Source organism: Enterococcus sp. DIV0167 (assembly GCF_050541555.1).
Lineage (GTDB): Bacteria > Bacillota > Bacilli > Lactobacillales > Enterococcaceae > Enterococcus > Enterococcus faecalis.
In genome coordinates this window covers 2,604,117-2,628,979 of sequence record NZ_CP172933.1, presented here as the reverse complement: position 1 = coordinate 2,628,979, position 24,863 = coordinate 2,604,117, and the positions used below count along the sequence as shown (strand labels likewise).

The 24,863-nt window shown below is 37.9% G+C and carries 28 protein-coding genes; 16 read left to right on the top strand and 12 right to left on the bottom strand.

What is annotated here, in order from left to right:
• Nucleotides 1–101 precede the first annotated feature (101 nt).
• The gene (locus IGM09_RS12620; RefSeq protein WP_033625206.1) at nt 102–1,763 is read left to right on the top strand and encodes an AIPR family protein; all 1,662 of its coding nucleotides are present in this window, start codon (nt 102–104) and stop codon (nt 1,761–1,763) included.
• A 499-nt stretch (nt 1,764–2,262) separates the two neighbouring features.
• Here IGM09_RS12620 and IGM09_RS12615 read toward each other — a convergent pair whose 3' ends face one another.
• On the bottom strand, nt 2,263–2,484 hold the full coding sequence (locus IGM09_RS12615; RefSeq protein ID WP_002419650.1) for a helix-turn-helix transcriptional regulator: 222 nt from the start codon (nt 2,482–2,484) through the stop codon (nt 2,263–2,265).
• 100 nt (nt 2,485–2,584) lie between these two features.
• Here IGM09_RS12615 and IGM09_RS12610 point away from each other — a divergent pair, with 100 nt between their 5' ends.
• The 4 genes from IGM09_RS12610 (at nt 2,585) to IGM09_RS12595 (ending at nt 5,314) form a co-directional block, all read left to right on the top strand.
• Nucleotides 2,585–2,833 (top strand): helix-turn-helix domain-containing protein, encoded by a 249-nt coding sequence (locus tag IGM09_RS12610; protein ID WP_373408701.1) that lies wholly within the window; start codon nt 2,585–2,587, stop codon nt 2,831–2,833.
• Between the two features lie 113 nt (nt 2,834–2,946).
• Complete coding sequence (gene dcm / locus IGM09_RS12605; protein ID WP_033625204.1) at nt 2,947–4,071, top strand: DNA (cytosine-5-)-methyltransferase; 1,125 nt, start codon at nt 2,947–2,949, stop codon at nt 4,069–4,071.
• Nucleotides 4,072–5,142, top strand: a complete 1,071-nt coding sequence (locus tag IGM09_RS12600) for an HpaII family restriction endonuclease (protein WP_033625203.1) — start codon at nt 4,072–4,074, stop codon at nt 5,140–5,142.
• Complete coding sequence (locus tag IGM09_RS12595; protein WP_258078205.1) at nt 5,117–5,314, top strand: DUF3427 domain-containing protein; 198 nt, start codon at nt 5,117–5,119, stop codon at nt 5,312–5,314. The genes IGM09_RS12600 and IGM09_RS12595 overlap by 26 nt, the downstream gene beginning before the upstream one ends.
• 43 nt (nt 5,315–5,357) lie before the next feature.
• Here the strand turns inward: IGM09_RS12595 and IGM09_RS12590 are convergent, their stop codons facing one another.
• The 5 genes from IGM09_RS12590 to IGM09_RS12570 form a co-directional block, all read right to left on the bottom strand.
• On the bottom strand, nt 5,358–7,877 hold the full coding sequence (locus tag IGM09_RS12590; protein WP_033625202.1) for a sigma 54-interacting transcriptional regulator: 2,520 nt from the start codon (nt 7,875–7,877) through the stop codon (nt 5,358–5,360).
• A 147-nt stretch (nt 7,878–8,024) separates the two neighbouring features.
• A complete protein-coding gene (locus IGM09_RS12585) occupies nt 8,025–8,852 on the bottom strand; it encodes a PTS system mannose/fructose/sorbose family transporter subunit IID (protein ID WP_002360964.1) in 828 nt (275 codons plus the stop codon).
• Complete coding sequence (locus IGM09_RS12580) at nt 8,849–9,664, bottom strand: PTS mannose/fructose/sorbose/N-acetylgalactosamine transporter subunit IIC (RefSeq protein ID WP_002365419.1); 816 nt, start codon at nt 9,662–9,664, stop codon at nt 8,849–8,851. Before IGM09_RS12580 ends, IGM09_RS12585 begins: the two co-directional genes overlap by 4 nt.
• Before the next feature lie 16 nt (nt 9,665–9,680).
• A complete protein-coding gene (locus tag IGM09_RS12575) occupies nt 9,681–10,172 on the bottom strand; it encodes a PTS system mannose/fructose/N-acetylgalactosamine-transporter subunit IIB (RefSeq protein ID WP_002354800.1) in 492 nt (163 codons plus the stop codon).
• Nucleotides 10,173–10,184: 12 nt separating this feature from the next.
• Complete coding sequence (locus IGM09_RS12570; RefSeq protein ID WP_002372713.1) at nt 10,185–10,604, bottom strand: PTS sugar transporter subunit IIA; 420 nt, start codon at nt 10,602–10,604, stop codon at nt 10,185–10,187.
• Nucleotides 10,605–10,861: 257 nt separating this feature from the next.
• Here IGM09_RS12570 and IGM09_RS12565 point away from each other — a divergent pair, with 257 nt between their 5' ends.
• From IGM09_RS12565 to IGM09_RS12555, 3 genes are all read left to right on the top strand, one after another.
• On the top strand, nt 10,862–11,797 hold the full coding sequence (locus IGM09_RS12565; RefSeq protein WP_002354809.1) for an ABC transporter ATP-binding protein: 936 nt from the start codon (nt 10,862–10,864) through the stop codon (nt 11,795–11,797).
• Nucleotides 11,790–12,560 carry an ABC transporter permease gene (locus tag IGM09_RS12560; protein ID WP_002354811.1) on the top strand — a complete coding sequence of 257 codons (771 nt, stop codon included), beginning with the start codon at nt 11,790–11,792 and terminating at the stop codon, nt 12,558–12,560. Before IGM09_RS12565 ends, IGM09_RS12560 begins: the two co-directional genes overlap by 8 nt.
• A 188-nt stretch (nt 12,561–12,748) precedes the next feature.
• On the top strand, nt 12,749–13,723 hold the full coding sequence (locus tag IGM09_RS12555; protein ID WP_010713692.1) for a tRNA dihydrouridine synthase: 975 nt from the start codon (nt 12,749–12,751) through the stop codon (nt 13,721–13,723).
• 57 nt (nt 13,724–13,780) lie between these two features.
• Here the strand turns inward: IGM09_RS12555 and IGM09_RS12550 are convergent, their stop codons facing one another.
• The 5 genes from IGM09_RS12550 to rpsN all read right to left on the bottom strand — a co-directional run bounded on the left by IGM09_RS12550 (nt 13,781) and on the right by rpsN (nt 17,013).
• Nucleotides 13,781–15,316: a zinc ABC transporter substrate-binding protein AdcA gene (locus IGM09_RS12550; RefSeq protein WP_033625201.1), complete on the bottom strand. Its 1,536-nt coding sequence runs from the start codon at nt 15,314–15,316 to the stop codon at nt 13,781–13,783.
• Nucleotides 15,317–15,336: 20 nt separating this feature from the next.
• Nucleotides 15,337–15,459 (bottom strand): putative metal homeostasis protein, encoded by a 123-nt coding sequence (locus tag IGM09_RS12545; protein WP_002383181.1) that lies wholly within the window; start codon nt 15,457–15,459, stop codon nt 15,337–15,339.
• 34 nt (nt 15,460–15,493) lie between these two features.
• Nucleotides 15,494–16,468, bottom strand: a complete 975-nt coding sequence (locus IGM09_RS12540; protein WP_002367488.1) for a CobW family GTP-binding protein — start codon at nt 16,466–16,468, stop codon at nt 15,494–15,496.
• A gap of 15 nt (nt 16,469–16,483) precedes the next feature.
• A complete protein-coding gene (gene rpmG / locus IGM09_RS12535; protein WP_002354818.1) occupies nt 16,484–16,633 on the bottom strand; it encodes a 50S ribosomal protein L33 in 150 nt (49 codons plus the stop codon).
• A 110-nt stretch (nt 16,634–16,743) separates the two neighbouring features.
• Nucleotides 16,744–17,013, bottom strand: coding sequence for a 30S ribosomal protein S14 (rpsN, locus tag IGM09_RS12530; RefSeq protein WP_002354822.1), 270 nt, complete (start codon nt 17,011–17,013; stop codon nt 16,744–16,746).
• A 200-nt stretch (nt 17,014–17,213) separates the two neighbouring features.
• Between rpsN and IGM09_RS12525 the strand changes: the two genes are divergently transcribed.
• The 8 genes from IGM09_RS12525 to lrgB all read left to right on the top strand — a co-directional run bounded on the left by IGM09_RS12525 (nt 17,214) and on the right by lrgB (nt 24,015).
• Nucleotides 17,214–17,612, top strand: coding sequence for an OsmC family protein (locus IGM09_RS12525; RefSeq protein ID WP_002394733.1), 399 nt, complete (start codon nt 17,214–17,216; stop codon nt 17,610–17,612).
• A 361-nt stretch (nt 17,613–17,973) separates the two neighbouring features.
• Nucleotides 17,974–18,696: a methionine ABC transporter ATP-binding protein gene (locus IGM09_RS12520; RefSeq protein WP_002372719.1), complete on the top strand. Its 723-nt coding sequence runs from the start codon at nt 17,974–17,976 to the stop codon at nt 18,694–18,696.
• On the top strand, nt 18,693–19,364 hold the full coding sequence (locus IGM09_RS12515) for a methionine ABC transporter permease (RefSeq protein ID WP_002368484.1): 672 nt from the start codon (nt 18,693–18,695) through the stop codon (nt 19,362–19,364). Before IGM09_RS12520 ends, IGM09_RS12515 begins: the two co-directional genes overlap by 4 nt.
• 12 nt (nt 19,365–19,376) lie before the next feature.
• The gene (locus IGM09_RS12510) at nt 19,377–20,195 is read left to right on the top strand and encodes a MetQ/NlpA family ABC transporter substrate-binding protein (RefSeq protein WP_010776195.1); all 819 of its coding nucleotides are present in this window, start codon (nt 19,377–19,379) and stop codon (nt 20,193–20,195) included.
• Between the two features lie 90 nt (nt 20,196–20,285).
• Nucleotides 20,286–22,055, top strand: a complete 1,770-nt coding sequence (locus tag IGM09_RS12505) for a sensor histidine kinase (protein WP_002380990.1) — start codon at nt 20,286–20,288, stop codon at nt 22,053–22,055.
• On the top strand, nt 22,036–22,764 hold the full coding sequence (locus IGM09_RS12500; RefSeq protein ID WP_002408379.1) for a LytR/AlgR family response regulator transcription factor: 729 nt from the start codon (nt 22,036–22,038) through the stop codon (nt 22,762–22,764). The genes IGM09_RS12505 and IGM09_RS12500 overlap by 20 nt, the downstream gene beginning before the upstream one ends.
• Nucleotides 22,765–22,915: 151 nt before the next feature.
• A complete protein-coding gene (lrgA, locus tag IGM09_RS12495) occupies nt 22,916–23,335 on the top strand; it encodes an antiholin-like murein hydrolase modulator LrgA (protein ID WP_002354829.1) in 420 nt (139 codons plus the stop codon).
• Nucleotides 23,332–24,015 carry an antiholin-like protein LrgB gene (lrgB, locus tag IGM09_RS12490; RefSeq protein ID WP_002372721.1) on the top strand — a complete coding sequence of 228 codons (684 nt, stop codon included), beginning with the start codon at nt 23,332–23,334 and terminating at the stop codon, nt 24,013–24,015. Before lrgA ends, lrgB begins: the two co-directional genes overlap by 4 nt.
• Nucleotides 24,016–24,211: 196 nt before the next feature.
• Here lrgB and IGM09_RS12485 read toward each other — a convergent pair whose 3' ends face one another.
• On the bottom strand, nt 24,212–24,757 hold the full coding sequence (locus IGM09_RS12485) for a cysteine hydrolase family protein (RefSeq protein WP_002372723.1): 546 nt from the start codon (nt 24,755–24,757) through the stop codon (nt 24,212–24,214).
• Nucleotides 24,758–24,863: the final 106 nt, after the last annotated feature.

The following is a 24,863-nucleotide window of genomic DNA, read 5'->3' as shown; positions in this document are numbered from 1 at the left end:
AATTTAAGAAAAAACATAAAATAAAATTATTGTTCTAGATTGGCATTTTATTAAACATGATCATGATATAATGGATGAAAAAGTATTAAAAGGAGAAGTACATGGCTAACATTAACGATTTTAAAACGGTAAATATGAAATCTAAAAAATATTCAGAATTTTTAAAGTTGACTCCCGAGCAAATGGAGAAAAATGGTTCTAGATTTGGATTTTATTTATTAGCGTTGGAGTGTATAACTAATGTTAAAGAAATAAGTGATTTAGTAGACATGGTTATTGATACAGATTTTAGAAGCATTGTTTATAAACAAAAAAACAATGATTTAGGTGTTGATGCAGTTAATATTGACGAGGAAGAAAGAAAGATACAACTGTTTAACTTTAAATATAGAGATAGCTTTAAAGTTAAAAAAGGACAAGAATTGGGTGACATGATAGATGTTACCAAATTTTTAATTCATATCGCTAGTGAAGATACAGATAAGGTTACATCAATAACTAAAAATAAAATTAATAGAATAATCGAAGCTTTAAATTCTGCAGATATTTGGACTATTGAATTATTTATGGTTTCCAATGAAAATCGGGCTTTAGAATTAGAAAATCCAACGGTGGACCAATTTAAAGATAGTTATGGTATGAAAGTGAAAACTGTAGTTTTAGATGATATTGTTTCATATATTTCAGGGTTTCCTGATGATTTAAGTGCGAAATTTATGGTGGATAGTACTTCTGTAATGACATATGAGATTGATAAATTGTCGTCTAGTAAATCTTATCTAATTAAACTGCCTTTAGCAGAATTAATTAGAATTACTTGTAAAGATGAAGAGTTAAGAAATAATATAAATGCAGATTATAGCAAATTACAAGGACAAGAAATAGAGTTAAGTTTATTATTTGATAATGTAAGAGGATACTTAGGTGCTACTACAAAATTTAATAAAAATATTATTAAAACTATTGAAGAAGATCCTAATAAGTTTTTTATGTTTAATAACGGAATAACAATGACAGCGAAAAACATTACTGCTGGAGATAAAAATGGAAATAAAAAATTTGAATGTACAATTAATGGTTTTCAAATCGTTAATGGTGGACAAACTTTAAGAACTATATATGAGTTTAACAAAAGCCAGTTTGATGAAAAGAGCTTAGCGAATGCCGAGGTGTTGGTGCGGTTATTTCAAACAGAAACAGATAAAGAATTAACTAATGATATAGCGGAATATACTAATAGTCAAAATGCAATATCTTCTATTGATTTGAAGTCGATTAGTAACTACCAAATTCAAATAGGAGCATATTTAGAAGCAATGGGTATTTTATACGTTCGTAAATCAGGTGATACGGGAAAAAAAGATGGAAAATATATACATCGAATCTCAATGGAGAAAACGGCTCAGTTATTGTACTCTTATAAAGGTTATCCAGATAGAGCAACTAATCAGAAAAAAGCGTTGTTTGAAAAATATTATGATGATATTTTTGATGTAGAAACATTAGATTTTGAATTTTTAGCTAATCTGATAATAAAATATTATGAGATAGAAAGAAACTATATAGCTTCTAAATATGATGAATACCATCAAAAATATTTGTACATTATATACATCATGGAAAAATATCCTGAAAAATCTATTCAAGAATGTATCGAACTGCTTGAAGATTATTTAATAGTATATAAAAAAGATGATAAGTTAAGTCCTGCTAGAAAATTGATCCAAAAAGGATTTAAAGATCATATAGATGGTGATGAATAAAGAGTAGAATTGGGACGAGCTTAAGGGACGACCTATAAGAAAATTATTGTAATTTGTTAAAATAGACTTTACATGATTGTGGAGTAAAATAATAAATATAAAGAAATTGAAGTTATTTATTGAACTATTATAAAAAACCAGGTCTTAAAAAAGCTCGTAAAGCTTCACAGTTCTCAAAACGTTAATTATTTGGAGTCGTTGCGAACGTGTTCGCTTACGAAAACAATCTGGGACGAAGATTTCCTTGGGAATCGAGTGCCACTCAATTATCATTTTGAAAGACACTTTCCAATTTGGAAAGTGTCTTTTTTTGTTGTAGTAATTACAGTGTTATTTCTGCTATACAAGTCTTATAGGCTGATTACACGCTTATCTTTATTACCAATAGAATGACGGAGCCTGATTTCAAAATTATACGCCTCCTAAAAATACACTTATGCAGAGGATAAATTTCTTTTTAATTAATTTTCTAATTTTGTTTACTTGTATATTTTTCTATTTAACTTTCATTAACAACGAATATATCCTCAATCCTCACATGGAAAAATTTAGCAATCCTAAAAGCTAATAATAAAGAAGGGTTATAGCGATTTTTTTCTAATTGAAGAATGGTTTGTCTCGAAACACCGACCTTTTCTGCAAGTTCTTGTTGAGTCATACGATGAATTGCTCTGTATACATGGATAGAACTGACGAAATTTTCTTTTTCTACTTTACTCATAAATACACTCCTTTTATATAAAATGCATGTCTATACGAACAACACTATAAAAATAGTTTACTATACGATGTTTATATAGACAACAGTTAGAAAGGAGAAAATGACTATGAGTCAAGAAAAAACATCGGTTAAAGTAGAAGTATTGATCAATGACTTACTAGCTGAAAGAAATATGTCTCTGAGAGAATTAGCGAGATTATCAGGTATTGAACCATCTAATCTCAGTAATCTTGCGAATGGCAAGCGAAAAAGAATCTATTTGGAACACATTGAACGTATTGCAGATGCTTTGGAGATTGATGATATATCCCGTATTATGAGGTTGAACAAAACTAGAAATATATTATAATTTCTTATTAATAAATATTATCTTCACTATTTTGAACATACGTTCTTTTTTTGTATATTTTAGCTCTCAGATATGCTATAATATCAGAATACTAAAAGATGTGGTGATGAATAATGACTTTAAAAATGATAGATTTATGTGCGGGCATCGGAGGAATACGACGAGGGTTTGAACTAACAGGGAGATTTACTAACGTATGTTCTGCTGAAATAGATCCATTTGCTATAAAAACCTATAAACATATATTTAATGAAGACCCCACAGGCGATGTCACTTCTCGAGAATTTAAAAATAAATTACTTAGTGAAGAGTTTGACGTATTATTAGCGGGATTTCCTTGTCAATCTTTCAGTAGAGCGGGCCAACAAAAAGGTTTCTTAGATTCTACACGAGGCACTATTTTCTTTGATATTGCGGAAATAATAAAAGAAAACAAACCTTCTGTATTTTTGTTAGAAAATGTGGATAATCTCTTTTCTCATGATAAGGGAAATACTATCTCTACTATTATGGAAGTTTTAGTTCATGAATTGAATTACTCTATAATTGGTGTTCATGAAGACGACTATGGAAATTTGACTTGGGAGCGTAATCAATTTATAAGAAATTCAAGGAATTTTGGAGTTCCTCAAAATCGACCGAGAGTATATATAGTCGGTTTTAGCAACGAAAAGTTTGGTAAAGATGCTCTATTAGAAACTTTAGAAGAGTTACCTAATGGTAGAAATGACTTAAATTTATATAATGATTTAAACGATTTACTTGAAGTCAATGCTCCTGCTAAATATTATTTAGCAGAAGGTATGCTAAATACCTTAGAAAATCATAAAAAAAGACATTCTACTAAAGGTAATGGGTTTGGTTTTATGGTTGTAAATGATCCAGCTAGAAAGAGACCATTAATTTCAAATGCAGTTTTAGCAACTGGTGGTTCAGGTAAAGAAAGAAACTTAGTTATAGACAGTACAGAATTTGCTGGACAGATCGTTAGTAATAAGCATACTCCAATTAATAATAAAGGTGTTAGAAATATGACGCCTAAAGAGTGGGGAAAGTTGCAAGGATTTATAAACTATGCTTTCGTTGATAATTCTGGGGTTGATCATTTTGAATTTCCAGATAATCTTTCTGATACTCAAAAGTATAAACAATTTGGAAATGCAGTAACAATTCCTGTAATTGAGAGCATTGCTCAGCATATAATAAAAATGTTGCAAGCATTGGGAGAGATAGATTAGATGAGCGAAATAAGAGGGAACAAAGGTGAGTGGAGTGAACTATATGTTTTTCTAAAGGTATTAGCAGAAGGGAAATTATATGGTTCAGACGAATTTTTAAATTTGAATGAAGATATATTTTATAATATTTTAAAAGTCATACGTACAGAGAAATTTAATGGTACATATGATTACAATAGATCTGGTGCTGTTATATGTATAGTTGATATGGACAAATCTTTTCAGTTAGAGATTGATGTATCTGAGTTTATTTATTATTCTAATTTTTTATTAAAGCATATTAAGGAAATTCAAGGAAGAGGTAATAATCGTATTCCTGAAATAGAAAGCTTTTTAAAAAGTATAAAAATAAAAAAATTAACCGCAGATAATGATACAAAGAGCGATATAACTATTCAAGTACGAGACTCGTTTACAAGTTCCGAACCAGTATTAGATTTTAGTATAAAATCTCAGCTAGGGTCTGCTCCGACTTTGTTAAATGCTAGTGGAGCAACTAATTTTAGATATGAATTATCAAAACGACTAGATCCTGAAGAAGTTAACAGGATAAATCAGTTAAAAGGAGGGCCTTCGGTAAGGCTAAAAGAGTTAATAGATAAGGGTATAACTCTAAATTTTAAAGAATGTGTAAATGATAATTTTAAGTTTAACTTACAGATGATAGACTATAAAATGCCTAATATTATAGCAGATTTATTATTATATTCAAATATCAATCAAATTACAAAATTAGACGAAGTCTACAAAACCAGTTACATACCTGATAATGATATGCTGGATTTGACAATTCATAAGGTTAAGCAATTATTAATGAATGCTGCGTTAGGCATGATGCCTAGCAAGCGCTGGGATGGAGATGACGAAGCAACAGGAGGGTATATTGTAGTGAAAAAAGATGGGGAGTTAGCTTGTTTTCATATATACAATCGCAATGCATTAAAAAAATATTTATTTTTAAATACAAAACTTGAAAATGGATCACAAGGAAGACATGGTTTTGGTAAGATATACACAGAACATAACAAAAATTATTTTAATTTAAATTTGCAGATTAGGTTCATTAAATAATGAAACAGATTTCTATTATCTAGGCGAAGTAGTCCCTCTTCAAGAAACTATCCAACAAGTCGAAAAACAAGACAAAGAGGGTAAGAAAAAAAGCGTCGTTAAACTAGACTTTACCTTAGAAACACCTGTAGAACCTAATATGTATGAATTTTTAACGCAGAACACAAACTAAAAAAAGCCACTTTCCAGAGGAAAGTGGCTTTTCCCATCCCCTCTCACCGAGAAGACAAAATTTCATAAATCACATAGAGTTCCCAGTTGGAAATTTCTATTCGATAAAACTGTTCTAGGGTATAGAAAATGTTCTTAGCATTTTGGAAAAATGGTTTTTGGTTAATGGTTAGTTCCTCAAGGTTAGCAGGGATTTCATAGTCTTCAACGCCGAGCATTGTCCGCTCTACCATGAGCGCGTTGTGCATCATTAAGTTAAATTTCATTTTGCCGCTGAGTGTGAGGTCGAAGCGTTTTTCAATGTTTTTTGTAACGTTTTCGACTTGTTTAATAATGACGTCAGGATTTAGAAATTCTAGTTTTTCTGACAAGCCTTCTTTCGAGAAGAAGTGAACAAACTCGTTAATCATGCTATCAATGTTATTGGGATGCATCAAGTTTTGGAAAGGTTCCATCAACTGGGTTCCTGCATCTTCGTCTAACATGTCTAAGAGGTTCACGCTAGCAACATTCGTATGATTATCTAAGTAGGACGTCGTCAAAATGAGCGAGGTTTCTTTTAAATAATTTTCTTCGGCGTTGGCAATGTCTAACGTGTTCACCAAATCTTTGTATTTTAGAGTAATGACTTTAATGTCAGTATACAGGTATTTTTGACAGATTTGTTTGATTTGCTTGGCAATATCCAGACCTGAAATACTAGAGACAATGATATTTTTTTCCACTGAAAAGCCTTCAAAGTACTGTACATCGGTTTTAAATTTTTTTTCAGCGGTTTTAGCAATACCATAGAAAAGTTGTTCGTTCATTAATTGATGACCAATTTCCAACGCATAGGCAGTGGTCAGGTTGTTGATCACCAAGAGTTCTCCAAGAATTTGCGGTTTCAAACTTTTATAAAGTTGTGTCAGGGAACCCATATCGACGAGCATAATGACGCCTTGTGATGTGTCCCGCTGAGAAAGCCAGTCTTTAACTTCGGCGACGATATCTCGGACGGAGGAGGTTAAGGGCATGTTAATCGCATCGAAAATATAGGTACCACATAATTTGTTGGCAACGGCTTGAATACTTGTGGCAGTCGATTCACCATGCGCCACGAGGAGCGCTTGGTAAGGAATCGTTTCAGAAATTTCTCCGCTGAGTAATACAGATAAGAGTACCTCTGTCAAGAAACGGTATTCTTCTGGCAGCGGACTGACTAAGTTTTTCACGAGGGAAACCGTTCGCGGATAGTGTTCTTTTAACTGTGTTTGGACTGGAAGGAGCACTGTTTCGTTAAATGTTGGCGGTAAAATTTTCAGCAATTTAGCAACATCTTTCATTGGTTTTTCAGTTTGCTCAGGTTGGTTAATAATTAGTTTGTTTTTGGTTTGGACTTCCGTGACTAGGTTTTGTAAAAAATAATCATTTTCCAAGGTTATTTCATCGTCTAAACAATATTTAATGAATTGTGTCAGTTCAGTTTTTAAGTGGGCCAGTGTTTTTTCTTTTGTAAATAAGGCTTCAAATGTTGCGAAAATATCGGAAGAAAGTGTGTTTTCTTCTAACACTTCTTTGTCTAAAGGAATCGTAATCATTGGTTGAGTCGCATCGCCAATGACGACGGGTTGATTGGGCAAAGTTTTTCGTAATTGCGACGCGCAAAGGAGCTGCACTTTGTTGGATAAACTTCCCACGTTGCCAGGTTCGTCATTTGCTAATAATGCCGTAAAGATTTCTTCGTCCACGTTGATGTCTTTGGTCATTCGTTTCGCTTCTCGGTGAAATAAGTTTTTCAAAATCGCAATCCGTTCTCGAATGGGGCGCTCTTTGAAGTTCGGAAGTGAGACGATTACGGAAATTCGGCGATAAAAGGTTGGTAATAAGACTTTTTTCGGGTTTTCGGTGGTCGCAAATAGTAGCCGGACCTTGGAATGCACCATTTTTCCTTCTTCACCAATGGGGCGGAAGGTTCCTGTATCCATAAACTGAAAGAGTTTTTCTTGGTTTTCGTTGGATAATCGATGTACTTCATCTAAAAAGAGTACGGAATTATTAGCTTGGGCCAAGAGTCCTTGTTTTTCTGATTCAGCCCCAGTGAATGCGCCTTTGGTATGGCCGAAGAGAATGGATGATAGCAATTCGGGATTGTTGGCGTAATCGGCACAGTTAAAGGTGTAGAATTTTTCCAGGCCAATGATTTGTTCATTTTTCAGATACTCATAAATCAGTTTTGCCAAAAAGCTTTTGCCGACGCCACTGGCTCCATGGATTAATAAAGGCATACCCAATGGGGGATACAACATAGCGGCTTTGCATTGTTCGATGGCTTTTTTGGCGCTGCCTTGGCTACCGATGTATTGTCGAAACACATCGGTCGTAGGGGTTGTTGCACGGGTTAATTGCCAATAAACGGGTTTTTTTCCCGTTTGTTGGACTTCACCTTTTTCCAATAATTTATTTAAGTATAAGCTGGTTACCGAGCGGCTTAATTGAATTTTTGTGGCAATTTCTTGTGTGCTCATCGGGGTGTTGCTGGTTTCTAAAATATCAACTAAGTGTTGGTAGGTCTCCAAGCGCATGATTCATCGTCCTTCCAAAAGAGAGGTCGGGACAGGGGGTGCTTCTGTTCCCGCCGTTTATCAGCTTTTAAGCCTGAGATAAAAATCACTTTGGATTTTTGTCTCAGGCTCTAAGTGTTTAATAATTAAATGTTTATTGTTTCAATTTTAACAGATGCCTAGTAATCCTAGCAAGATGCCTAAGAACATGATGCCAAACATCACTACGTTAACATTGACTTTTTTGCGTAATAGCCAGAAAGCAAGTAATGTCACGGCTAATGGTACGATACCGACGAATAGTTGATCCAAATAGTCTTGGATTTTAACTACGTCTTCGCTTCCTTTAACGGAAACTTCAAGAATCGTTTTGAATTTTACATTTGAAGCAGTCATACTGCCCATCATCATTAAGCCTAGCATACTCGATACTTTTGTGAGTATCTTCATTCCGCCTGATTCGTACATTTTTTGGATAAAACTTTCACCGATTGAGTAGCCGCTATACAACGCATAATAGTGAATTAAGAACGCAGGGACGTTGTATAAAAGTAAGAAGACAATCGCCCCTAATGGCGAACCAGTGCTGGCTAATGAAATCCCAATACCGGCAGCAATGACACGCAAGATGCCCCAGAAGAAGGAATCACCGATGCCTGAAAGTGGCCCCATTAGTGAGGCTTTAACCGCTGTAATAGAGCTAGCATCAAAATTTTCGTCTTCACTGTTTTGTTTTTCCATCGAAGCAACGAGCCCCATGATGAAGTTATTGATATGCATGGTTGCATTGAACCAAGTGGTGTGACGCACCAATGCCTCGGCCCGTTCTTCCTTGGTTTTATAAAAACGATTGATAACTGGGAGTAAAGTGTACATGACACCCACTGCGTGGTATTGTGTAGCTCCTGTCCGGCTAGCGTTCATCGTCCAAGAACGCCAGAAAACAGAGCGCATCATTTTTTTCTCTTCTTTAGATAAATTCTCTTTTAACTTCATGCGAAAAAGTCCTCCTCTTCGATTTCTTTCGCGCTGCCTTCAACCGCAGAAGACGCCGCAGGTTTTCTTTTTAGAATGTCACGAAATTCTACATCCCGTTGGGCACTCACGACACAAATTACTGTCCCGATGACCGCTACCGCAACGGCTGGTAATTGTAGGTACGCGGTTAAAACAAAGCCTAAAATGTAAAAGACGGCTAATTTATTATCCCATAACAGTTTCATTAACATGGCAAACCCAACGGCAGGTAAAAGTCCGCCAGCTGCGCTTAAGCCGTTCATCAAATTTTGTGGAATACTTTCAACAAACAGATTTACTGGCCCGCTTCCTGCTAAAATTCCGATAAATGAAATCGAAGCGATGATTAAATAATAAATGATCCACGTTCCGTAATGCAGTGTTACAACCATTTTTTGGTTGCCTTCACGTGCTGCTTTGTCAAGAGAAGGAGCAAAGATATTCATAAAGACATTTTTTAAAAACATCACCACGAAAGCGGCTAACATCCCAATTGGTACGGCTAACGTCATGGCGGCTTTTTGTTCGACATTTGAAATAATTGCAAACGTTGTGGCTAAAGTAGTCGCAGTTACAGGTTCCGCTGCGATAACACCACCGATATTAACATTTCCTAAGAAAATTGCTTCCAGAGAGGCTCCCATTAGAACCCCTGTTTTCATGTCGCCCATTAAAATTCCTGTGACTAATCCAACGACTAAGGGACGTTCCATCATACTTTGACCAGTTAAATAATTCCCAGCAAAACAGATAAATACAGCTAAGGCTGCCATTGTTGCATGCATAAGCATTGTTCATTTCCTCCTTTTAATTGACGGCTTGTTTTAGACTTAATTTTGAGTTGGTTGGTAGGACTTGGTTATAGCTTTCCACATGAGTCAAACTGGCTAATTCTTTGGCAGCTTCTAACTCTTCAGGGTTTAATTGGACACTTGGGAAAACCATTGTTTTGGTGGCTGGATCTGATTTATCAAAGCGGCCAGCGTTGGCAACATTCACACTTTCAATATCTGTCACGTTTTTCGCAATTTTAGTAGCATCCGCTACACTGTTCACAATTACAAAAATTCGTTTGTCTTTACCACGAGGATCATTAAAGACATCAATCGCATCATCGACTGAGCGAATTAATAGTTTCATGCCATTAGGGACAGCCATTTTTAACGTCATTTGCATTACTTCGTTTTTGGCTGCTTCATCATTCGCTACAACTAATAAGGGGGCATTCAATTCTTTGGTCCAAACTACGGCTACTTGGCCGTGAATTAATCTGTCGTCTACTCGTACTTGTGTAATCATTTTAATTTCCTCCTAAAAAAAGTTTTCTTCTTCATTTGATGGGTTTAATTCAACGAATTGAATTTGTGCTTCAGCAATTGCTGCTTGAATATCTTCTTTGGTTAGCTTTGCGCCTTCTTTTAAGAAAATCAGCGACAAGGCAATGGCTAAGTTGGCATTGGAAATGATAAAAACATTGTCTGGTTTTGTCGTCATGACTTCTTGAACAATTTTTTGATTGACACTACCACCATATAAATCTGTTAAAATAATAGCTTGTTCTTCTGCGCCAAGGGACTGAAGAAACGTTTGAATAATTGGCGTGTAGTCCTCAGGAGTCACATAGGCATTGATGACCGCCAGCTCTTTTCCTTTGTCTGCGAGAATATCCAAGGAACTTTGGAAGCCTTTCGCTAAGTTTCCGTGACTAGCAATTAAAAATTTTCTTTTCATTCTTTTCACCTCACTTTTATATAAAGCAAGTTCTGTGCCAAAAAAAGAGAACTCTAAATCCTTGATTTGAAAGGAGTTTAACGTTCTTGAAACTGTTTAAACAGTTTTAAATCAAAATAAACACGTTAATCGTTGGCTAGTTTGTTGTTGAAAAATAGCTAAGCAAAACTGTGAAATTTAATCAAAATAACCCCCGTTTTTATCGAGAAGTGTTACAATAATATTCATGAATATTTATACATTAAGGAGAGTTACGAATGACTGATGCTCTTGTGATACAAGATTTACGCAAAGTGTACGCTTCAGGTGTTGAAGCGTTGCGGGGGATTGATTTAACAGTCGAAGAAGGCGATTTTTATGCTCTTTTGGGACCGAATGGCGCAGGAAAATCAACGACGATTGGGATTGTGACCTCGTTAGTTAATAAGACTTCGGGGAAAGTCAAAATTTTTGGGTATGATTTAGATACGGAAATGGTGCGGGCGAAGCAACAGATTGGGTTAGTGCCGCAGGAGTTTAACTTCAATCCGTTTGAAACGGTCCAGCAGATTGTGGTCAATCAAGCGGGCTATTATGGGGTGTCTCGTAAAGAAGCCATGAAACGGAGTGAAAAGTATTTAAAACAATCCAATTTATGGGAAAAACGGAACGAACGGGCTCGAATGCTTTCTGGCGGAATGAAACGTCGCTTGATGATTGCTCGTGCGCTGATGCATGAGCCGAAGTTATTGATTTTAGATGAACCAACTGCAGGTGTCGATATTGAATTGCGCCGTGAAATGTGGGCCTTTTTACAAGAGTTAAATGCGCAGGGAACCACGATTATTTTGACGACCCATTACTTAGAAGAAGCTGAGATGTTGTGTCGCAACATTGGGATTATTCAGTCTGGTGAATTGATTGAAAACACCAGCATGAAGCACTTGTTAGCAAAATTACAATTTGAAACGTTTATTTTTGATTTAGCACCTTATACGCAGGCGCCAGTTATTGAAGGCTATCAAAGCGTATTTGAGGACGAGTTAACGTTAGCGGTGGAAGTAGAACGAAACCAAGGAGTCAATCACTTGTTTGAACAGCTAAGTCAACAAGGAATCAAAGTATTGTCAATGCGGAATAAGTCCAACCGTTTGGAAGAGCTCTTCTTGAAGATTACTGAGGATACGTACCAAAGGGAGGATCAACATGTTTAGTCTGTATTTTACTGCTTTAAAAAGTTTAGCTGTGAAGGAAACCAACCGTTATTTACGGATTTGGGTCCAAACACTGGTACCGCCAGTGATTACGACGTCCTTATATTTTGTGATTTTTGGGAAAATGATTGGCGGGCGAATTGGCGACATGGGCGGTTTTTCTTATATGGAATTTATCGTGCCAGGTTTAATTATGATGTCAGCCATTACAAGCTCGTACGCCAATGTTTCATCTTCCTTTTTCTCACAAAAATTCCAGAAAAATATCGAAGAAATTCTCGTGGCGCCAGTTCCAACTCATGTGATTATTTGGGGATTTGTGATTGGTGGCGTTGGTCGTAGTATTTTGGTCGGTGCGTTAGTCACCATCATTTCTCTATTTTTTGTCCCATTGCACGTTGTTTCTTGGCTGATGGTCATCATGACTTTATTGATGACAGCGATTCTTTTTTCTTTAGCTGGTTTGTTAAATGGTATTTTTGCGCAATCCTATGATGATGTATCGATTGTGCCGACCTTTGTGTTACAGCCTTTAACCTATTTGGGTGGGGTTTTCTATGCCATTTCCATGTTGCCGCCATTTTGGCAAGCTGTCTCAAAAGTTAATCCGATTGTTTACATGATTTCTGGGTTCCGCTACGGTTTCCTAGGGGTTCAAGATGTGCCAATTGGTATTTCTATGACCATTTTAATCTTATTTATTGTCGTTTTATATGGCATTTGTTGGTACCTTGTAGAAACAGGGCGTGGCTTACGTAGTTAAGCCGTAAAAAGATTAAACTGTCTGAATCACTCATTCTAGCGAGCAGGTTCAGACAGTTTTCTTGTTTCTAAGTATGCCTTTTTTGATTCTTCGTGCATTTCCCTGTATAATAGCAATGTTTCGCACCAGAATATGTCGACAAGTTGTCGTTGAAAATAAAGAAAAAATCAGAAACGGAGTATATGAAGATGAGCAAGAATTTTTGGGCAACATTGCCAAAGCCCTTTTTTGTTTTAGCACCAATGGAAGATGTCACTGATGTGGTCTTTCGTCATGTCGTGAAAGAAGCTGGGGCACCAGATGTGTTTTTTACAGAGTTTACTAATTCAGATAGTTATTGTCATCCTGAAGGGAAAGACAGTGTGCGCGGGCGCCTCGTTTTTACAGAAGATGAACAGCCGATGGTGGCACATATTTGGGGAGATAAACCGGAATTTTTCCGTGAAATGAGTATCGGCATAGCGGAGATGGGCTTTCAAGGATTAGATATAAATATGGGCTGTCCTGTGCCTAACGTGGCTGAGCGTGGAAAAGGCAGCGGGCTGATTTTGCGCCCAGAAGTTGCGGCTGAATTGATTGACGCCGCCAAAGCAGGTGGCTTACCTGTTAGTGTCAAAACACGCATTGGGTTTACTGAAATGGCGGAAATGGAGGCGTGGATCACGCATTTATTAGAGCAAGACATTGCGAATCTATCCATTCATTTGCGAACACGAAAAGAGATGAGCAAAGTGGATGCCCATTGGGAGGTCATTCCGCAAATTATGGCTATTCGGGACCGTGTCGCACCGCAAACGACAATTACGATTAATGGGGATATTCCCGATCGTCAAAAGGGCCTAGAATTAGCAGAACAATATGGTGTAGATGGCATCATGATTGGTCGGGGGATTTTTAAAAATCCTTATGCCTTTGAAAAAGAACCCAAAACACATACGCCACAAGAATTACTGGGCTTGTTACGTTTACAATTGGATTTGCAAGACAAGTATGCAGAATTGGTGCCTCGCTCCATTGTTGGGCTGCATCGCTTCTTTAAAATTTATGTTAAAGGCTTTCCAGGTGCCAGTGATTTAAGAGCACAATTAATGAATACAAAATCAACGGATGAAGTGCGCCAGTTGTTAGCGACGTTTGAAGCAGAACATGGTGTGCTTGACTAAATAAAAAAAGAGAGGAGGCAGCATTTTAGCTAATGCTACCTCCTCTCTTTTGAATGCTTAATGCGCAATCATTTCTTGGGCAATTTCTTGTTTGCTTAAGTCGTTTGGATAATACGTTGGCCAGTTGTCCATTTCATTGAACAGACTTTCTTGGCTATCGCCGCCGAAGAAGATGTGGAAATGAGCGGCTTTCGTTGGTGCAATGTTGTGGTCGCTAAATTGGACGTATTTAAACCGCCCAGCATTGGCATCGTCTGTTTCAAAAAGGAAACGGACGCCACGGTTGCCTTTTGCATAGTTTAAAATTTTATAACCGGCTGCTTTATAGGTGAATTTTTGTGGTTTGCCATTGACCAGAAATTCAATGGTGGAATCAGTGATGTTGATGTGGTCGACATCGGTTTGATAGCCGGCATCATAGTAGGTTTTGTATTCGGCTGGTGTTTTATCTTTTTTCAGTTTCGCTTTGTAATCGAAGACTTGGTCTAATGTGCCATCTTTTAATAAAGGATAGACGGATTGCCAATTTCCAGCGTAATCTGTCAGTGTTCTCTCAGCCACCTCACTGTCTTTGAAATAGCCGTTAGCCACGGTTTTTTCTATTTTTTCAGAGGTTTCTGGCTGAACCTCTTTCCCAGCTGTATCTGTTGTTTTTTTCAAAGCGGTTAAGTTTTCTTTCATTACAGAAAGATAATCTTCGCCATTGTCCATTTGTTTTTGTGTCAAACTTTCTAGCGGGTTTAGGACTTCCAATTGAACATTTGCTTCGTCAGCTAACGTTTTAGCAATTTTATCGTTGGCATTTTTTTCAAAATAAATATAGCGAATTTGATTGTCTGTGACATATTTTTTCAACTCTGCCAAACGCCCTGCAGTGGGCTCTTGTTCAGGTGTTAAACCAGCTATTGGCACTTGTTTTAAGCCGTAATCTAAGGCAAGATAACCAAATGCAGCATGTTGGGTAACAAAACTTTTTTGCTTAGCGTCTTTCAAAGCTGTTTGGAACTCTTTGTCTAAGGCTGTTAATTTTGTTAAGTATTTTTCTGCGTTTGTTTCAAATGTTTTGGCTTTTTTAGGGTAAAGTTTGACTAATTGTTCTTTGATGTTTGTAACTTCTTGGATGGCACGATGGGGTGAAACCCAAGTATGCGGGTCTAATTCATGGTGGTGGCCTTCTTCGCCATGTTCGTGGTCATGGTCGTGTCCGTCTTCGTCACTGCCAGGAAGTAAGACCATGTTTTCGGTACCTTTAATGACGTTCGGGGCTCCTTTTTTCCAGCCTTTAGCAGCTTTTGGTACCCAAGATTCCATATTTTCATTGTGGTAAACGAAAACATCCGCATCATGGATGGTAGCCATATCTTTGGCGGATGGTTCATAATCGTGGGGTTCAGAACCAGCAGGGATTAACAATTTGACGTCTCCTTCATCGCCTACAATATTTTTAGTGAAATCGTACATAGGATAAAAAGTCGTGACAATGGATAGTTTTTCTTTACCGTCAGCAGTTTTATCAGAGGTGTTTGTTTTGCCGCAAGCGCCGAAAAGGATTAGCGCTAAGGCGGCTAACAGGGGAAGAGTAAATTTTTTCATAGGTGTGCTCCTTTAGTGAATTACGCAATTTTCTTTTGTTTATTGCGCTTATGTTCTTTAATGATTTTAAGTGCGCGTTTTCGTGTTTTGATGTTGGGACTTTTCAGTCGACGATAAGCGCTAGATAAGTCAGTTTTTTCCATTATATATAGGACCTCCATTTCGTAAAAAATTAATTTACGGAGTAGCTATTTTGTTGAGGGTTTGAAAGGTTTCTTGGATTTTTTTTGTCTCTAATTCTTTGCCAATCAGAACAATTGTCGTTTCTTGAGGGGGTTGATTCGTCATTTGAAAGGCCACTTGCTGGTTGACGCCTTGCATGGCAATGGCCAAGTCATGCTCCTGTAAGGCGAGAATCCCTTTGAAACGGTATAACTTTTCCTGATGTGTATACATTAACCAATCAAGCCAACGAGTGAAAAGAGGTTCGTTGAGGGCTGAGGACGCCGTTAACGTAAGGGAGTGAAAGGTATGGTGATGATGCTCATGGGCGTGCTCATGCGGGGAATGAGTCATTTCGTGTTCTGTAAGTGTTGCCGTAAACTTATTTAATTGAAAAAAGTCACTAGCCAAAAGAGGCTCGTTGGCTTGAAAGGATAAAATATCAGCAAAAGGATTAATGGTACGAAGGGTTTCTTGGAACGTTGGTAGCTGAGTGCTGTCTGCTGGTTCCTTGACAGAAAAAAAGAGGCGATCTGCTAAGGCCAGTTGTTTGATGGCTTCGGCTTCTTGAAGCTGTTGTTGCCAATGATGCCCATCAACGACCGTTAAGAGACTGTCTATATAGAAATGATTTTTGATGTGCGGGGTCGTTAAAATTGTTTGAATGATTGGTTGCGGATCAGCAATGCCCGTTGTTTCTAAAATGACTTGGGCAATGGGTTGTTGTTCTTCTTGGTACACTTCTAAGATTGCTGATAAAGAGGCAAGAAGATCTCCTCGTAAGCTGCAGCACATGCAACCGTTATTTAATTGAATAATTCGTTCCGTGGTTTGTAAAAGTAATGCGTGGTCAACGCCTGTTTGACCAAATTCATTTTCAATAATAATAATTTCTTCTTTAGGAAACGGTGACTGCGCAAGCGCATGGTTAATTAAGGTTGTTTTTCCTGCGCCTAAAAAGCCAGAAACAATGGTGATTGGAATGCCCATCAAGTTTTCCTCCTGTTATTTGACTTCAGTGAAAAGTGCGCGGCGCCGTAATTTTGGTGAATATTTTTTCAGCTGTAATTTTTCTGGTGTATTTCGTTTGTTTTTACTTGTTAAGTAAAGGCGCTCGCCAGTTTCAGCGCAAGCTAACGTAATGGTTTGGCGCATAGTACCGTCCTCCAATTTGATTTTTTTAATTGCGTATAAAAGATAAAGGGGGCTGCGAGGTCAGCCCAAATGCGACCGTCCTCGCTAGTTGTCTTTATCGAAATAATGAGTTACCAGCTTGCTTTTTTGACGCCAGGAATCAAGCCTTGGTGAGCCAATTCACGGAAACGAATCCGCGACATGCCAAATTTACGCATGTAGCCACGTGGGCGCCCATCTGTTTGATCGCGGAGTTTTAAGCGACTTGGATGAGCATCTTTTGGCAATTTGCTAAGACCTTCATAATCGCCAGCTTCTTTTAAGGCTTGGCGAATAGGCGCATATTTTGCAATCATTGCTTGTTGTTTTTTTGCTTTAGCAATTTTTGATTTTTTAGCCATAAGGCACTTCCTTTCTTTTTGGATTTATAAAATCTAAATCGTAATGGTTACGATTTGAACGAAAGTATATTATCAGGTGTTGCGTTGTTTGTCAAGTTAGAATTTCGTTTTTTTTAGGACTTGCTAAGTTGAGAAGTTAGAAATGTTTGTTTTAGCGCTGTTTTGTAGTATCTTTTAAGAAAGAGTAAAAAGGAGTGAAGATGGCAATGGTAGAACGTTTGACGATTATTCGTGGTGTGGAAAAATTTGAATTACAAACGAAAACAGCGCGCTGGGTGTTAGCAAAAGAAGAGGGATATTCGCCAGTTCAAATGCTCGTTTCGGCAATTGGCGCTTGTGGGGGGTACGTGTATCAATCCGTTTTGGAAAATTCGCACATTCCCTTTGAGTTTGAAAAAATAGAAGTCACGTATTCAAGAGAAGTAGAGAGACGCGCACAACCATTAAAACAGGTGACGATTCTCTTTTATGTGTCTGTTCCAGAAGCCTTTCAAGCACGGGCGACACGGTGTTTGAAGCTTGTCTCCCCAAACTGTCCAGTGATTCAATCATTGGCTGAAAGAATTACTGTCGAAGAAACAGTTGTCTTTAAAAAGTAAACTATTAGAGACATTATCGTTACGAGCGCTTTTCCCTTTTTGGATGCCTCGTTTCTGAGAATGTCTTTTTTTAGAGGAGCGTAGGGAAATAGCTGTAGAAACAGGAAATTTTTAATTCATTTGTACAAAATAATACAGACAAAAAACAGATAGTGTTTTTTTCACAAATAAAAAGGTTGCTTTTTTTTCTGTTTTAGTAGATGATGTAAGTAGTTACATCTCTGGTATAACGCTGTTTTGCGAAACGTGTGTTATTTTTTAATTCGTAATAGTTTTTTTAAATCGTTTCACAGAATTACTTTAATTGTTATACAGTTTTTTTAGTTGTTATAGTTTGTTTGTCGGCCTTTAGGAGGTAATCATGATTGAGTTAGTGAATGTGTCGAAAGTCTATCAAGAGACACACGCGTTAAAAAATATTCACTTTTCTGTCCAACCAGGAGAAATCGTTGGGATTGTTGGGAAAAGTGGCTCTGGCAAGTCCACGTTGTTACGTTTGTTGAATTTAATGGAACAACCGAGTGAAGGGGAGATTCGTATTGATGGCAAAAATGTTCAAACCTTCTCTAAAAAAGAAGTTCGCCAGCAGCAACAACAAATGGGGATGGTGTTTCAGCATTACAATTTGTTAGAAAATTTGAAAATTTATGATAATGTTGCGTTGCCTTTGAAACTTTTAAAAGAGAAACAGCCTGAAAAAATTGAGCGTTTATTAACGTTTGTTGATATGGCCCATAAGGCAGAAGCGTATCCTGCTCAGCTTTCTGGTGGGGAAAAACAGCGTGTCTCTATTGCTCGAGCGTTGAGCCGTAATCCAAAATGGTTATTATGTGACGAGGCAACGAGTTCATTAGATGAAGAAAATACAGAAAGTGTCGTTCGACTATTACATAAGACGCATCAGGAATTCCGACCGACTATTTTCTTTGTCAGTCACGAATTAGAAACCGTGAAGCGCTTATGTAATCGTATCTTAGTGATGGAAAAAGGTCAGTTAATTGGCGAATTTCTGAATAATCCTCAGCAATATGAGGAAGAACCGCTTTCCTATTTAGAAAAAGTGGAAAGGAGTTTGCGCCCATGACTTTTTCAGAAACCTTTGCCGAATATTGGCCATCTATGCTGGTGGGCTTAAAAGAAACAGGGATTATGATGTCGATTTCGATGGCTATCTGTTTGCTTGTCGGCTTGCCTTTAGGCTTAGGACTATTTTTGGCTAATCCGAAAGTCAAAGGGCATCAACCTTGGCTATACTGGGTTTTAAATTTCATTGTAACTGTTATTCGTTCGTTTCCTTATTTATTATTTGTGATTGCGTTGATTCCAGTTACTCGTTCTGTTTTAGGAAAGGCGTTTGGCCCAATTCCTTCATCTGTGCCATTGAGTATTGTTGCGATCGCGATTTTTGCTCGCTTGGTTGAACAAGTGCTGTTGGATGTTCCAGAAGAAATTTATTTTTTAGCTAATTCGTTAGGCACCTCGAAAGTCCAATACATTTGGCACTTTTTATTGGTGGAAGCACGTAGCGGATTGGTCCTTGCTTACACAACCACGACAGTGAGTATGGTTTCATATTCCACGGTGATGGGTGTTGTTGGTGGCGGCGGGATTGGCGATTTTGCAGTTCGTGTCGGGTATCAACGGTATGAATACGGTATTATGTATGTTGCCATTGTGATTATGATTGCACTGGTCTTCATTTTACAAATGCTTGGGAACTTCATTGCCCAAAAACTAGACAAAAGAAAGTAGGAGGACAAAAGAATGAAGAAGTTTTATTTAGCAACATTCGCTGTTATTGCAACAGTTATTTTAGCTGCCTGTGGGGGAAATAAACAAGCAGATCAGAAAGAAGACAAGGAGATTACCGTGGCCGTGCAATTGGAATCTTCAAAAGATATCTTGGAGATTGCCAAGAAAGAAGCTGAGAAAAAAGGGTACAAAATTAACATTATGGAAGTGAGCGACAATGTTGCCTACAACGATGCCGTGCAACATGACGAAGCGGATGCTAATTTTGCGCAACATCAACCCTTCATGGAAATGTTTAACAAAGAGAAAAAAGCTGATTTAGTGGCTGTGCAACCGATTTATTATTTTGCTGGTGGTTTCTATTCAAAAGAATATCAAGATGCGAAAGATTTACCTGAAAATGCCAAAGTGGGGATTCCTAGCGATCCAACCAATGAAGGTCGTGCTTTAGCAATTTTAAATGCAAACGGCGTGATTAAATTAAAAGAAGGTGTCGGCTTTAACGGCACGGTGGAAGATGTCGTGGAAAATCCTAAAAACATCACTTTTGAAAGCATTGATTTACTGAATTTAGCTAAAGCCTATGATGAAAAAGACATCGCTATGGTGTTCTGCTACCCAGCCTACTTAGAACCTGCTGGTTTAACAACGAAAGATGCGATCTTGTTAGAAGATGAAGAAGCAAGTAAACATTACGCATTGCAAGTTGTGACACGCAAAGGCGAAAAAGATAGCGAAAAAATCAAGGTTTTAAAAGAAGCGATGACAACAAAAGAAGTTGCTGAATACATCAAGAAAAATTCTAAAGGCGCCAATATTCCTGCGTTTTAATGAATAGAAAAAATGAAGCCTCTTTTTGAGAAGCTTCATTTTTTTCTTTTCCTTGATTTATAGTATAGTTAATAGGAAGGAGGTGCCGGTGTGGTCGAATTATTTATTTTAATGATGGAACGGGTGGGCTTAATTATTTTACTGGCCTTTCTTTTAGTGAATGTGCCTTATTTTAAGCGTGTTTTATTAAGTCGTGAAAAAATGTCTTCAAAAGTTCAGTTGATTTTGATTTTTGGTTTATTTGCTATTATTTCTAATTTTACAGGTATCGAAATCGCTAAGAATCAGATTGTCCCCAATAATTTACTAACCTATTTAAGCAGCAATGCTTCCATTGCGAATACGCGTACGTTAGTAATTGGCGTTTCTGGATTAGTGGGTGGTCCGATTGTCGGCAGTACGGTTGGTTTAATTGCTGGCTTTCATCGGGTTATTCAAGGCGGGGGGCATAGTTTCTTTTATGTGCCTGCTTCTTTAATTGTTGGCTTAATTGCCGGTTTTTTAGGGAGCCGCATGGCAAAGCAAACCGTTTTTCCGTCTGCCGGCTTTTCTGCCATTGTCGGAGCGTGCATGGAAATGATTCAGATGATTTTTATTTTCTTTTTCAGCGGTGATCTATCGGATGGGGCCACGTTGGTTCGTTTTATTGCGCTGCCGATGATTTTGTTAAATAGCGTAGGAACGTTCATTTTTATGTCGATTCTAACGACGACATTGAAACAAGAAGAGCAGGCCAAAGCGGTTCAGACGCACGATGTTTTGGAATTAGCAGCGGAAACACTGCCATATTTTCGAGAAGGACTCAATAAAAATTCCAGCAAAAAAGTTGCGGAGATTATTAAGCATTATACAAAAGTCAGTGCGATTAGCATGACAAACAGTCATCAAATTTTAGCTCATGTTGGTGCAGGAAGCGATCATCATATTCCAGAGCTAGAAGTCATTACAGAGCTTTCTCGGGAAGTGTTACGGACGGGCCAAATGACCATCGCGCATGCCAAAGAAGAAGTTGGTTGTTCGGACCCTAATTGTCCGTTGCAAGCGGCGATTGTGATTCCATTATTTTCCCATCAGCAAATTGTTGGCACCTTAAAAATGTACTTTACGGATCCAGCGCAGTTAACGCATGTCGAGGAGCAGCTAGCAGAAGGTCTTGGGACAATTTTTTCTTCACAAATTGAATTAGGTGAAGCGGAAGTACAATCAAAATTACTTAAAGAAGCTGAAATTAAATCCTTGCAAGCGCAAGTGAACCCGCATTTCTTCTTTAATGCCATCAATACTATTTCCGCATTAATGCGGAAAGACAGTGAAAAAGCGCGGAAACTATTGCTTCAATTAAGTAAATACTTTCGAGGCAACTTACAGGGAGCCGTGCAAACTACGATCCCAGTTTCACAAGAACTAGAACAAGTAAAAGCCTATTTGTCATTAGAACAAGCACGGTTTCCGAATCGTTATCAAGTAACATTTGACGTGGAAGAAGCGGTTGCTTCAGAAAAAGTACCGCCGTATGCGATTCAGGTGTTAGTGGAAAATACCATCAAGCATGCATTTGGCAGCCGGAAGGAGAACAATCAAGTCCGGGTAGTGGTCAAAGCAAAACAACACAAATTACATGTGGATGTGTATGACAATGGGCAAGGGATTCCTGAAGAACGCCGCTTGCTATTAGGAAAGACAACAGTGACTTCGGAAAAAGGCACCGGCACGGCACTGGAAAACTTGTCCCGCAGAATGGCGAACCTTTATGGATCAGAAGGTTGTTTTTTAATTGAAAATTTAGAGACAGGCGGGAGCCATGTTCATTTAGAAATCCCGATGGAACAGGAGGAGTTAGATGCACGTATTAATCGTTGATGATGAGCCTTTAGCACGAGAAGAATTGAGCTATCTTGTTTCCCAACATCCGCAAGTGACGAGCGTTGCAGAAGCGGATTCTGTGGCGGAGGCAATGGAAGAGATGATGGATCAAAAGCCAGATTTGTTATTTTTAGATATTCATTTGACCGATGAAAGCGGGTTTGATTTAGCGGAAAAATTAACCCATCTTAAAAAAGCGCCCTACTTGGTCTTTGCAACCGCCTATGATCAATATGCGTTAAAGGCCTTTCAAGTGAATGCAAAAGATTATATTTTGAAACCTTTTGAAGAAGAAAAAATAACACAAGTCATTGAAAAAGCATCGAAAGAAATGGCTCAAGCTGTCCCAGAAAACACTGCCGAAAAAGGACCGAAATCTGAAGCAATACCTATTCAAGGGGAAGACCGCATTTATCTTGTGGCGCCAGAAGATATTTACCTCGTTTCTGTCGAAGAACGGCAACTGAGCATTTTTGTGGATCAACAAGTTTATAAGATGACAGGAACCCTCAACAGTATTGAACAAAAATTACCTGCCGCGCTCTTTATTAAAACGCATCGAAGTTTCATCTTGAATCGAACAAAAATTCAAGAAATTCAGCCGTGGTTTAATAACACGTTGCAAGTAATTTTAACCAACGGCTCAAAAGTACCTGTTAGCCGTTCATACGTCAAAGAATTTAAAGAAAAACTTGGCTTAAGTTAAAAAATCACCACTTGAAATGTCGAATGCATTTCAAGTGGTGATTTTTGCATTTGGTGAAGAAATTCTGGCATTTCATGAAAAAAAGCCCTTAAAAAAACGTTTTCTTTATATACTTAACCCATAGAAAACAGACAAAAGGGAGCGAAGAAGAATGGAAAAGAAAGTATATTCATTTTTACAACAAGCAGCAGTTTTTGCCATTATTATGTTAATCGCCAACGGCTTGGCGTTCATTTCCCCAATACCAATGCCTGCTTCAGTAATTGGCATGGTGTTATTGTTCATTGGTTTATGTACAAAAGTTGTTAAATTGGAGCAAGTGGAAGGGCTAGGTAATAGCTTATCAACGGTTATTACATTTTTATTTGTTCCTTCAGGGATTTCCTTAGTTAATTCTTTAGGGATTATGCAACAATTTGGCGTTCAAATTGTTTTTGTTATTTTAGTAGCAACATTAGCGTTACTAGCAACGACTGGTTGGACGGGCGCCTTTTTATTGCATATGAAAGATGCTCGAAAAGAAAAAGAACCCGCAGCAACGAAGAAAGCGAAAGGAGAGGTTCGCGCATGAATCCGTATGTTGGTATTATTATTTCATTAGCTGTATTTGGCATAGGTACTTGGTTGTTTAAAAAAAGCAAAGGTTTCTTCTTATTTACGCCATTATTCGTTGCGATGATTTTAGGCGTTGTCGTTTTAAAAGTAACAGGAATTAGTTACGAGCAATACAATGAAGGTGGCAAATATATCAGCTTCTTTCTAGAACCTGCGACAGTAGCGTTTGCGATTCCTTTATATAAAAAGAGAGACGTGTTGAAAAACTATTGGTTAGAAATTTTAACGGCGTTAACAATTGGTTCTTTTGGTTCGTTAGTGGCTGTTTATTTTGCAGGAAAAGTGATTGGCATGGATAATCATTTAGTGGCCTCAATCTTACCACAAGCTGCTACAACAGCGATTGCCGTACCTATTTCTCAAACTGTTGGCGGCATTGCTTCTATTACGGCGTTTACCGTAATCTTCAATGGTGTACTAACCTATGCCTTGGGTCGAATTGCATTGAAATGGTTTAAGATTAACAATCCAATCGCCAAAGGTTTAGCTTTAGGTGCGGCCGGACATGCCCTAGGTGTGGCAGTTGGCATGGAAATGGGTGAAACAGAGGCTGCTATGGCTAGTATTTCTGTCGTAGTGGTTGGTGTAGTTACTGTTTTAGTGGTTCCTTTCTTTGCAACGGTCATTGGTCTATAAAAAAGTGGGCTTCCTCACTTTTTTATGAGTAGCTAATTTCTATCAGCTAGCAGTCTCTGCTTATTCTGTTCCCGCCGTTTATCAATTTTTAAGCCTGGGACAAAAATCCAAAGTGATTTTTGTCCCAGGCTCTTTTGTGTTGTTCACACGATTTTTTGAGTATAGATAGGGCGCGTGGAAGGATTGACCAGTCTTTTTATAGAATGGTTGCTCCTAAAGTTTGTTTAAAGTGGCGTAACGCCCATTCGTGTCCTTGTTCATCAAAACTAGCAACGGCATGCTCGGGAATCATTAATTGATAGCCTAAATTATAGGCATCGACAGCCGTATGCAACACGCAAATATCTGTACAAACACCAGTTAAACAAAGCTCTGTAATTCCTCGTTCTCGTAACCGAATGTCCAAATCCGTGCCACTAAAAGCAGAATAGTGCCGTTTGTCCATCCAATAAACGGTTGCCTCATTTTTGTGAGCTTGATAAAAATCAGCTAGCGAGCCAAACAGATTACGCCCGTCAGTTCCTAAGACATTGTGGGGCGGGAAAAGTTTATTTTCAGGATGATAGCGATCTAGGGGGTCATGCCCATCAATGGCAAAAACCACAAAATCGCCATTGTCAAAATAGTGCTTTGTTTGTTGAACAAGGGCCGTTTCAATGGCTTGCCCAGCGGCACCAGTGGTTAGTTTTCCGTCTGTGGCGACAAAATCATTCGTATAATCAATGGAAATCAGAGCTTTCATTTGGCAACCTCCTAAAGGTTAAAGTCATTTTGTTCATTTTACAGCTTTTAAGAAAGCATTTCAAATGATAAAAGTACATCAAATTCTAAAAAAGCTGTTTCAAAAT

Coding starts and splice junctions, on each gene's coding strand:
- IGM09_RS12580 (WP_002365419.1), bottom strand. CDS start 9,664: ATGCTTATGCATGCAACAATGGCAGCCTTAGCTGTATTTATCTGTTTT.
- IGM09_RS12610 (WP_373408701.1), top strand. CDS start 2,585: ATGACTATGAGTCAAGAAAAAACATCGGTTAAAGTAGAAGTATTGATC.
- rpmG (WP_002354818.1), bottom strand. CDS start 16,633: ATGCGCCAAACCATTACGTTAGCTTGCGCTGAAACTGGCGAGCGCCTT.
- dcm (WP_033625204.1), top strand. CDS start 2,947: ATGACTTTAAAAATGATAGATTTATGTGCGGGCATCGGAGGAATACGA.
- IGM09_RS12540 (WP_002367488.1), bottom strand. CDS start 16,468: ATGGGCATTCCAATCACCATTGTTTCTGGCTTTTTAGGCGCAGGAAAA.
- IGM09_RS12510 (WP_010776195.1), top strand. CDS start 19,377: ATGAAGAAGTTTTATTTAGCAACATTCGCTGTTATTGCAACAGTTATT.
- IGM09_RS12575 (WP_002354800.1), bottom strand. CDS start 10,172: ATGATTACACAAGTACGAGTAGACGACAGATTAATTCACGGCCAAGTA.
- lrgB (WP_002372721.1), top strand. CDS start 23,332: ATGAATCCGTATGTTGGTATTATTATTTCATTAGCTGTATTTGGCATA.
- IGM09_RS12615 (WP_002419650.1), bottom strand. CDS start 2,484: ATGAGTAAAGTAGAAAAAGAAAATTTCGTCAGTTCTATCCATGTATAC.
- IGM09_RS12500 (WP_002408379.1), top strand. CDS start 22,036: ATGCACGTATTAATCGTTGATGATGAGCCTTTAGCACGAGAAGAATTG.
- IGM09_RS12515 (WP_002368484.1), top strand. CDS start 18,693: ATGACTTTTTCAGAAACCTTTGCCGAATATTGGCCATCTATGCTGGTG.
- IGM09_RS12550 (WP_033625201.1), bottom strand. CDS start 15,316: ATGAAAAAATTTACTCTTCCCCTGTTAGCCGCCTTAGCGCTAATCCTT.
- rpsN (WP_002354822.1), bottom strand. CDS start 17,013: ATGGCTAAAAAATCAAAAATTGCTAAAGCAAAAAAACAACAAGCAATG.
- IGM09_RS12520 (WP_002372719.1), top strand. CDS start 17,974: ATGATTGAGTTAGTGAATGTGTCGAAAGTCTATCAAGAGACACACGCG.
- IGM09_RS12590 (WP_033625202.1), bottom strand. CDS start 7,877: ATGCGCTTGGAGACCTACCAACACTTAGTTGATATTTTAGAAACCAGC.
- IGM09_RS12585 (WP_002360964.1), bottom strand. CDS start 8,852: ATGAAGTTAAAAGAGAATTTATCTAAAGAAGAGAAAAAAATGATGCGC.
- IGM09_RS12560 (WP_002354811.1), top strand. CDS start 11,790: ATGTTTAGTCTGTATTTTACTGCTTTAAAAAGTTTAGCTGTGAAGGAA.
- IGM09_RS12570 (WP_002372713.1), bottom strand. CDS start 10,604: ATGAAAAGAAAATTTTTAATTGCTAGTCACGGAAACTTAGCGAAAGGC.
- IGM09_RS12555 (WP_010713692.1), top strand. CDS start 12,749: ATGAGCAAGAATTTTTGGGCAACATTGCCAAAGCCCTTTTTTGTTTTA.
- IGM09_RS12525 (WP_002394733.1), top strand. CDS start 17,214: ATGGCAATGGTAGAACGTTTGACGATTATTCGTGGTGTGGAAAAATTT.
- IGM09_RS12565 (WP_002354809.1), top strand. CDS start 10,862: ATGACTGATGCTCTTGTGATACAAGATTTACGCAAAGTGTACGCTTCA.
- IGM09_RS12485 (WP_002372723.1), bottom strand. CDS start 24,757: ATGAAAGCTCTGATTTCCATTGATTATACGAATGATTTTGTCGCCACA.
- IGM09_RS12600 (WP_033625203.1), top strand. CDS start 4,072: ATGAGCGAAATAAGAGGGAACAAAGGTGAGTGGAGTGAACTATATGTT.
- lrgA (WP_002354829.1), top strand. CDS start 22,916: ATGGAAAAGAAAGTATATTCATTTTTACAACAAGCAGCAGTTTTTGCC.
- IGM09_RS12620 (WP_033625206.1), top strand. CDS start 102: ATGGCTAACATTAACGATTTTAAAACGGTAAATATGAAATCTAAAAAA.
- IGM09_RS12545 (WP_002383181.1), bottom strand. CDS start 15,459: ATGGAAAAAACTGACTTATCTAGCGCTTATCGTCGACTGAAAAGTCCC.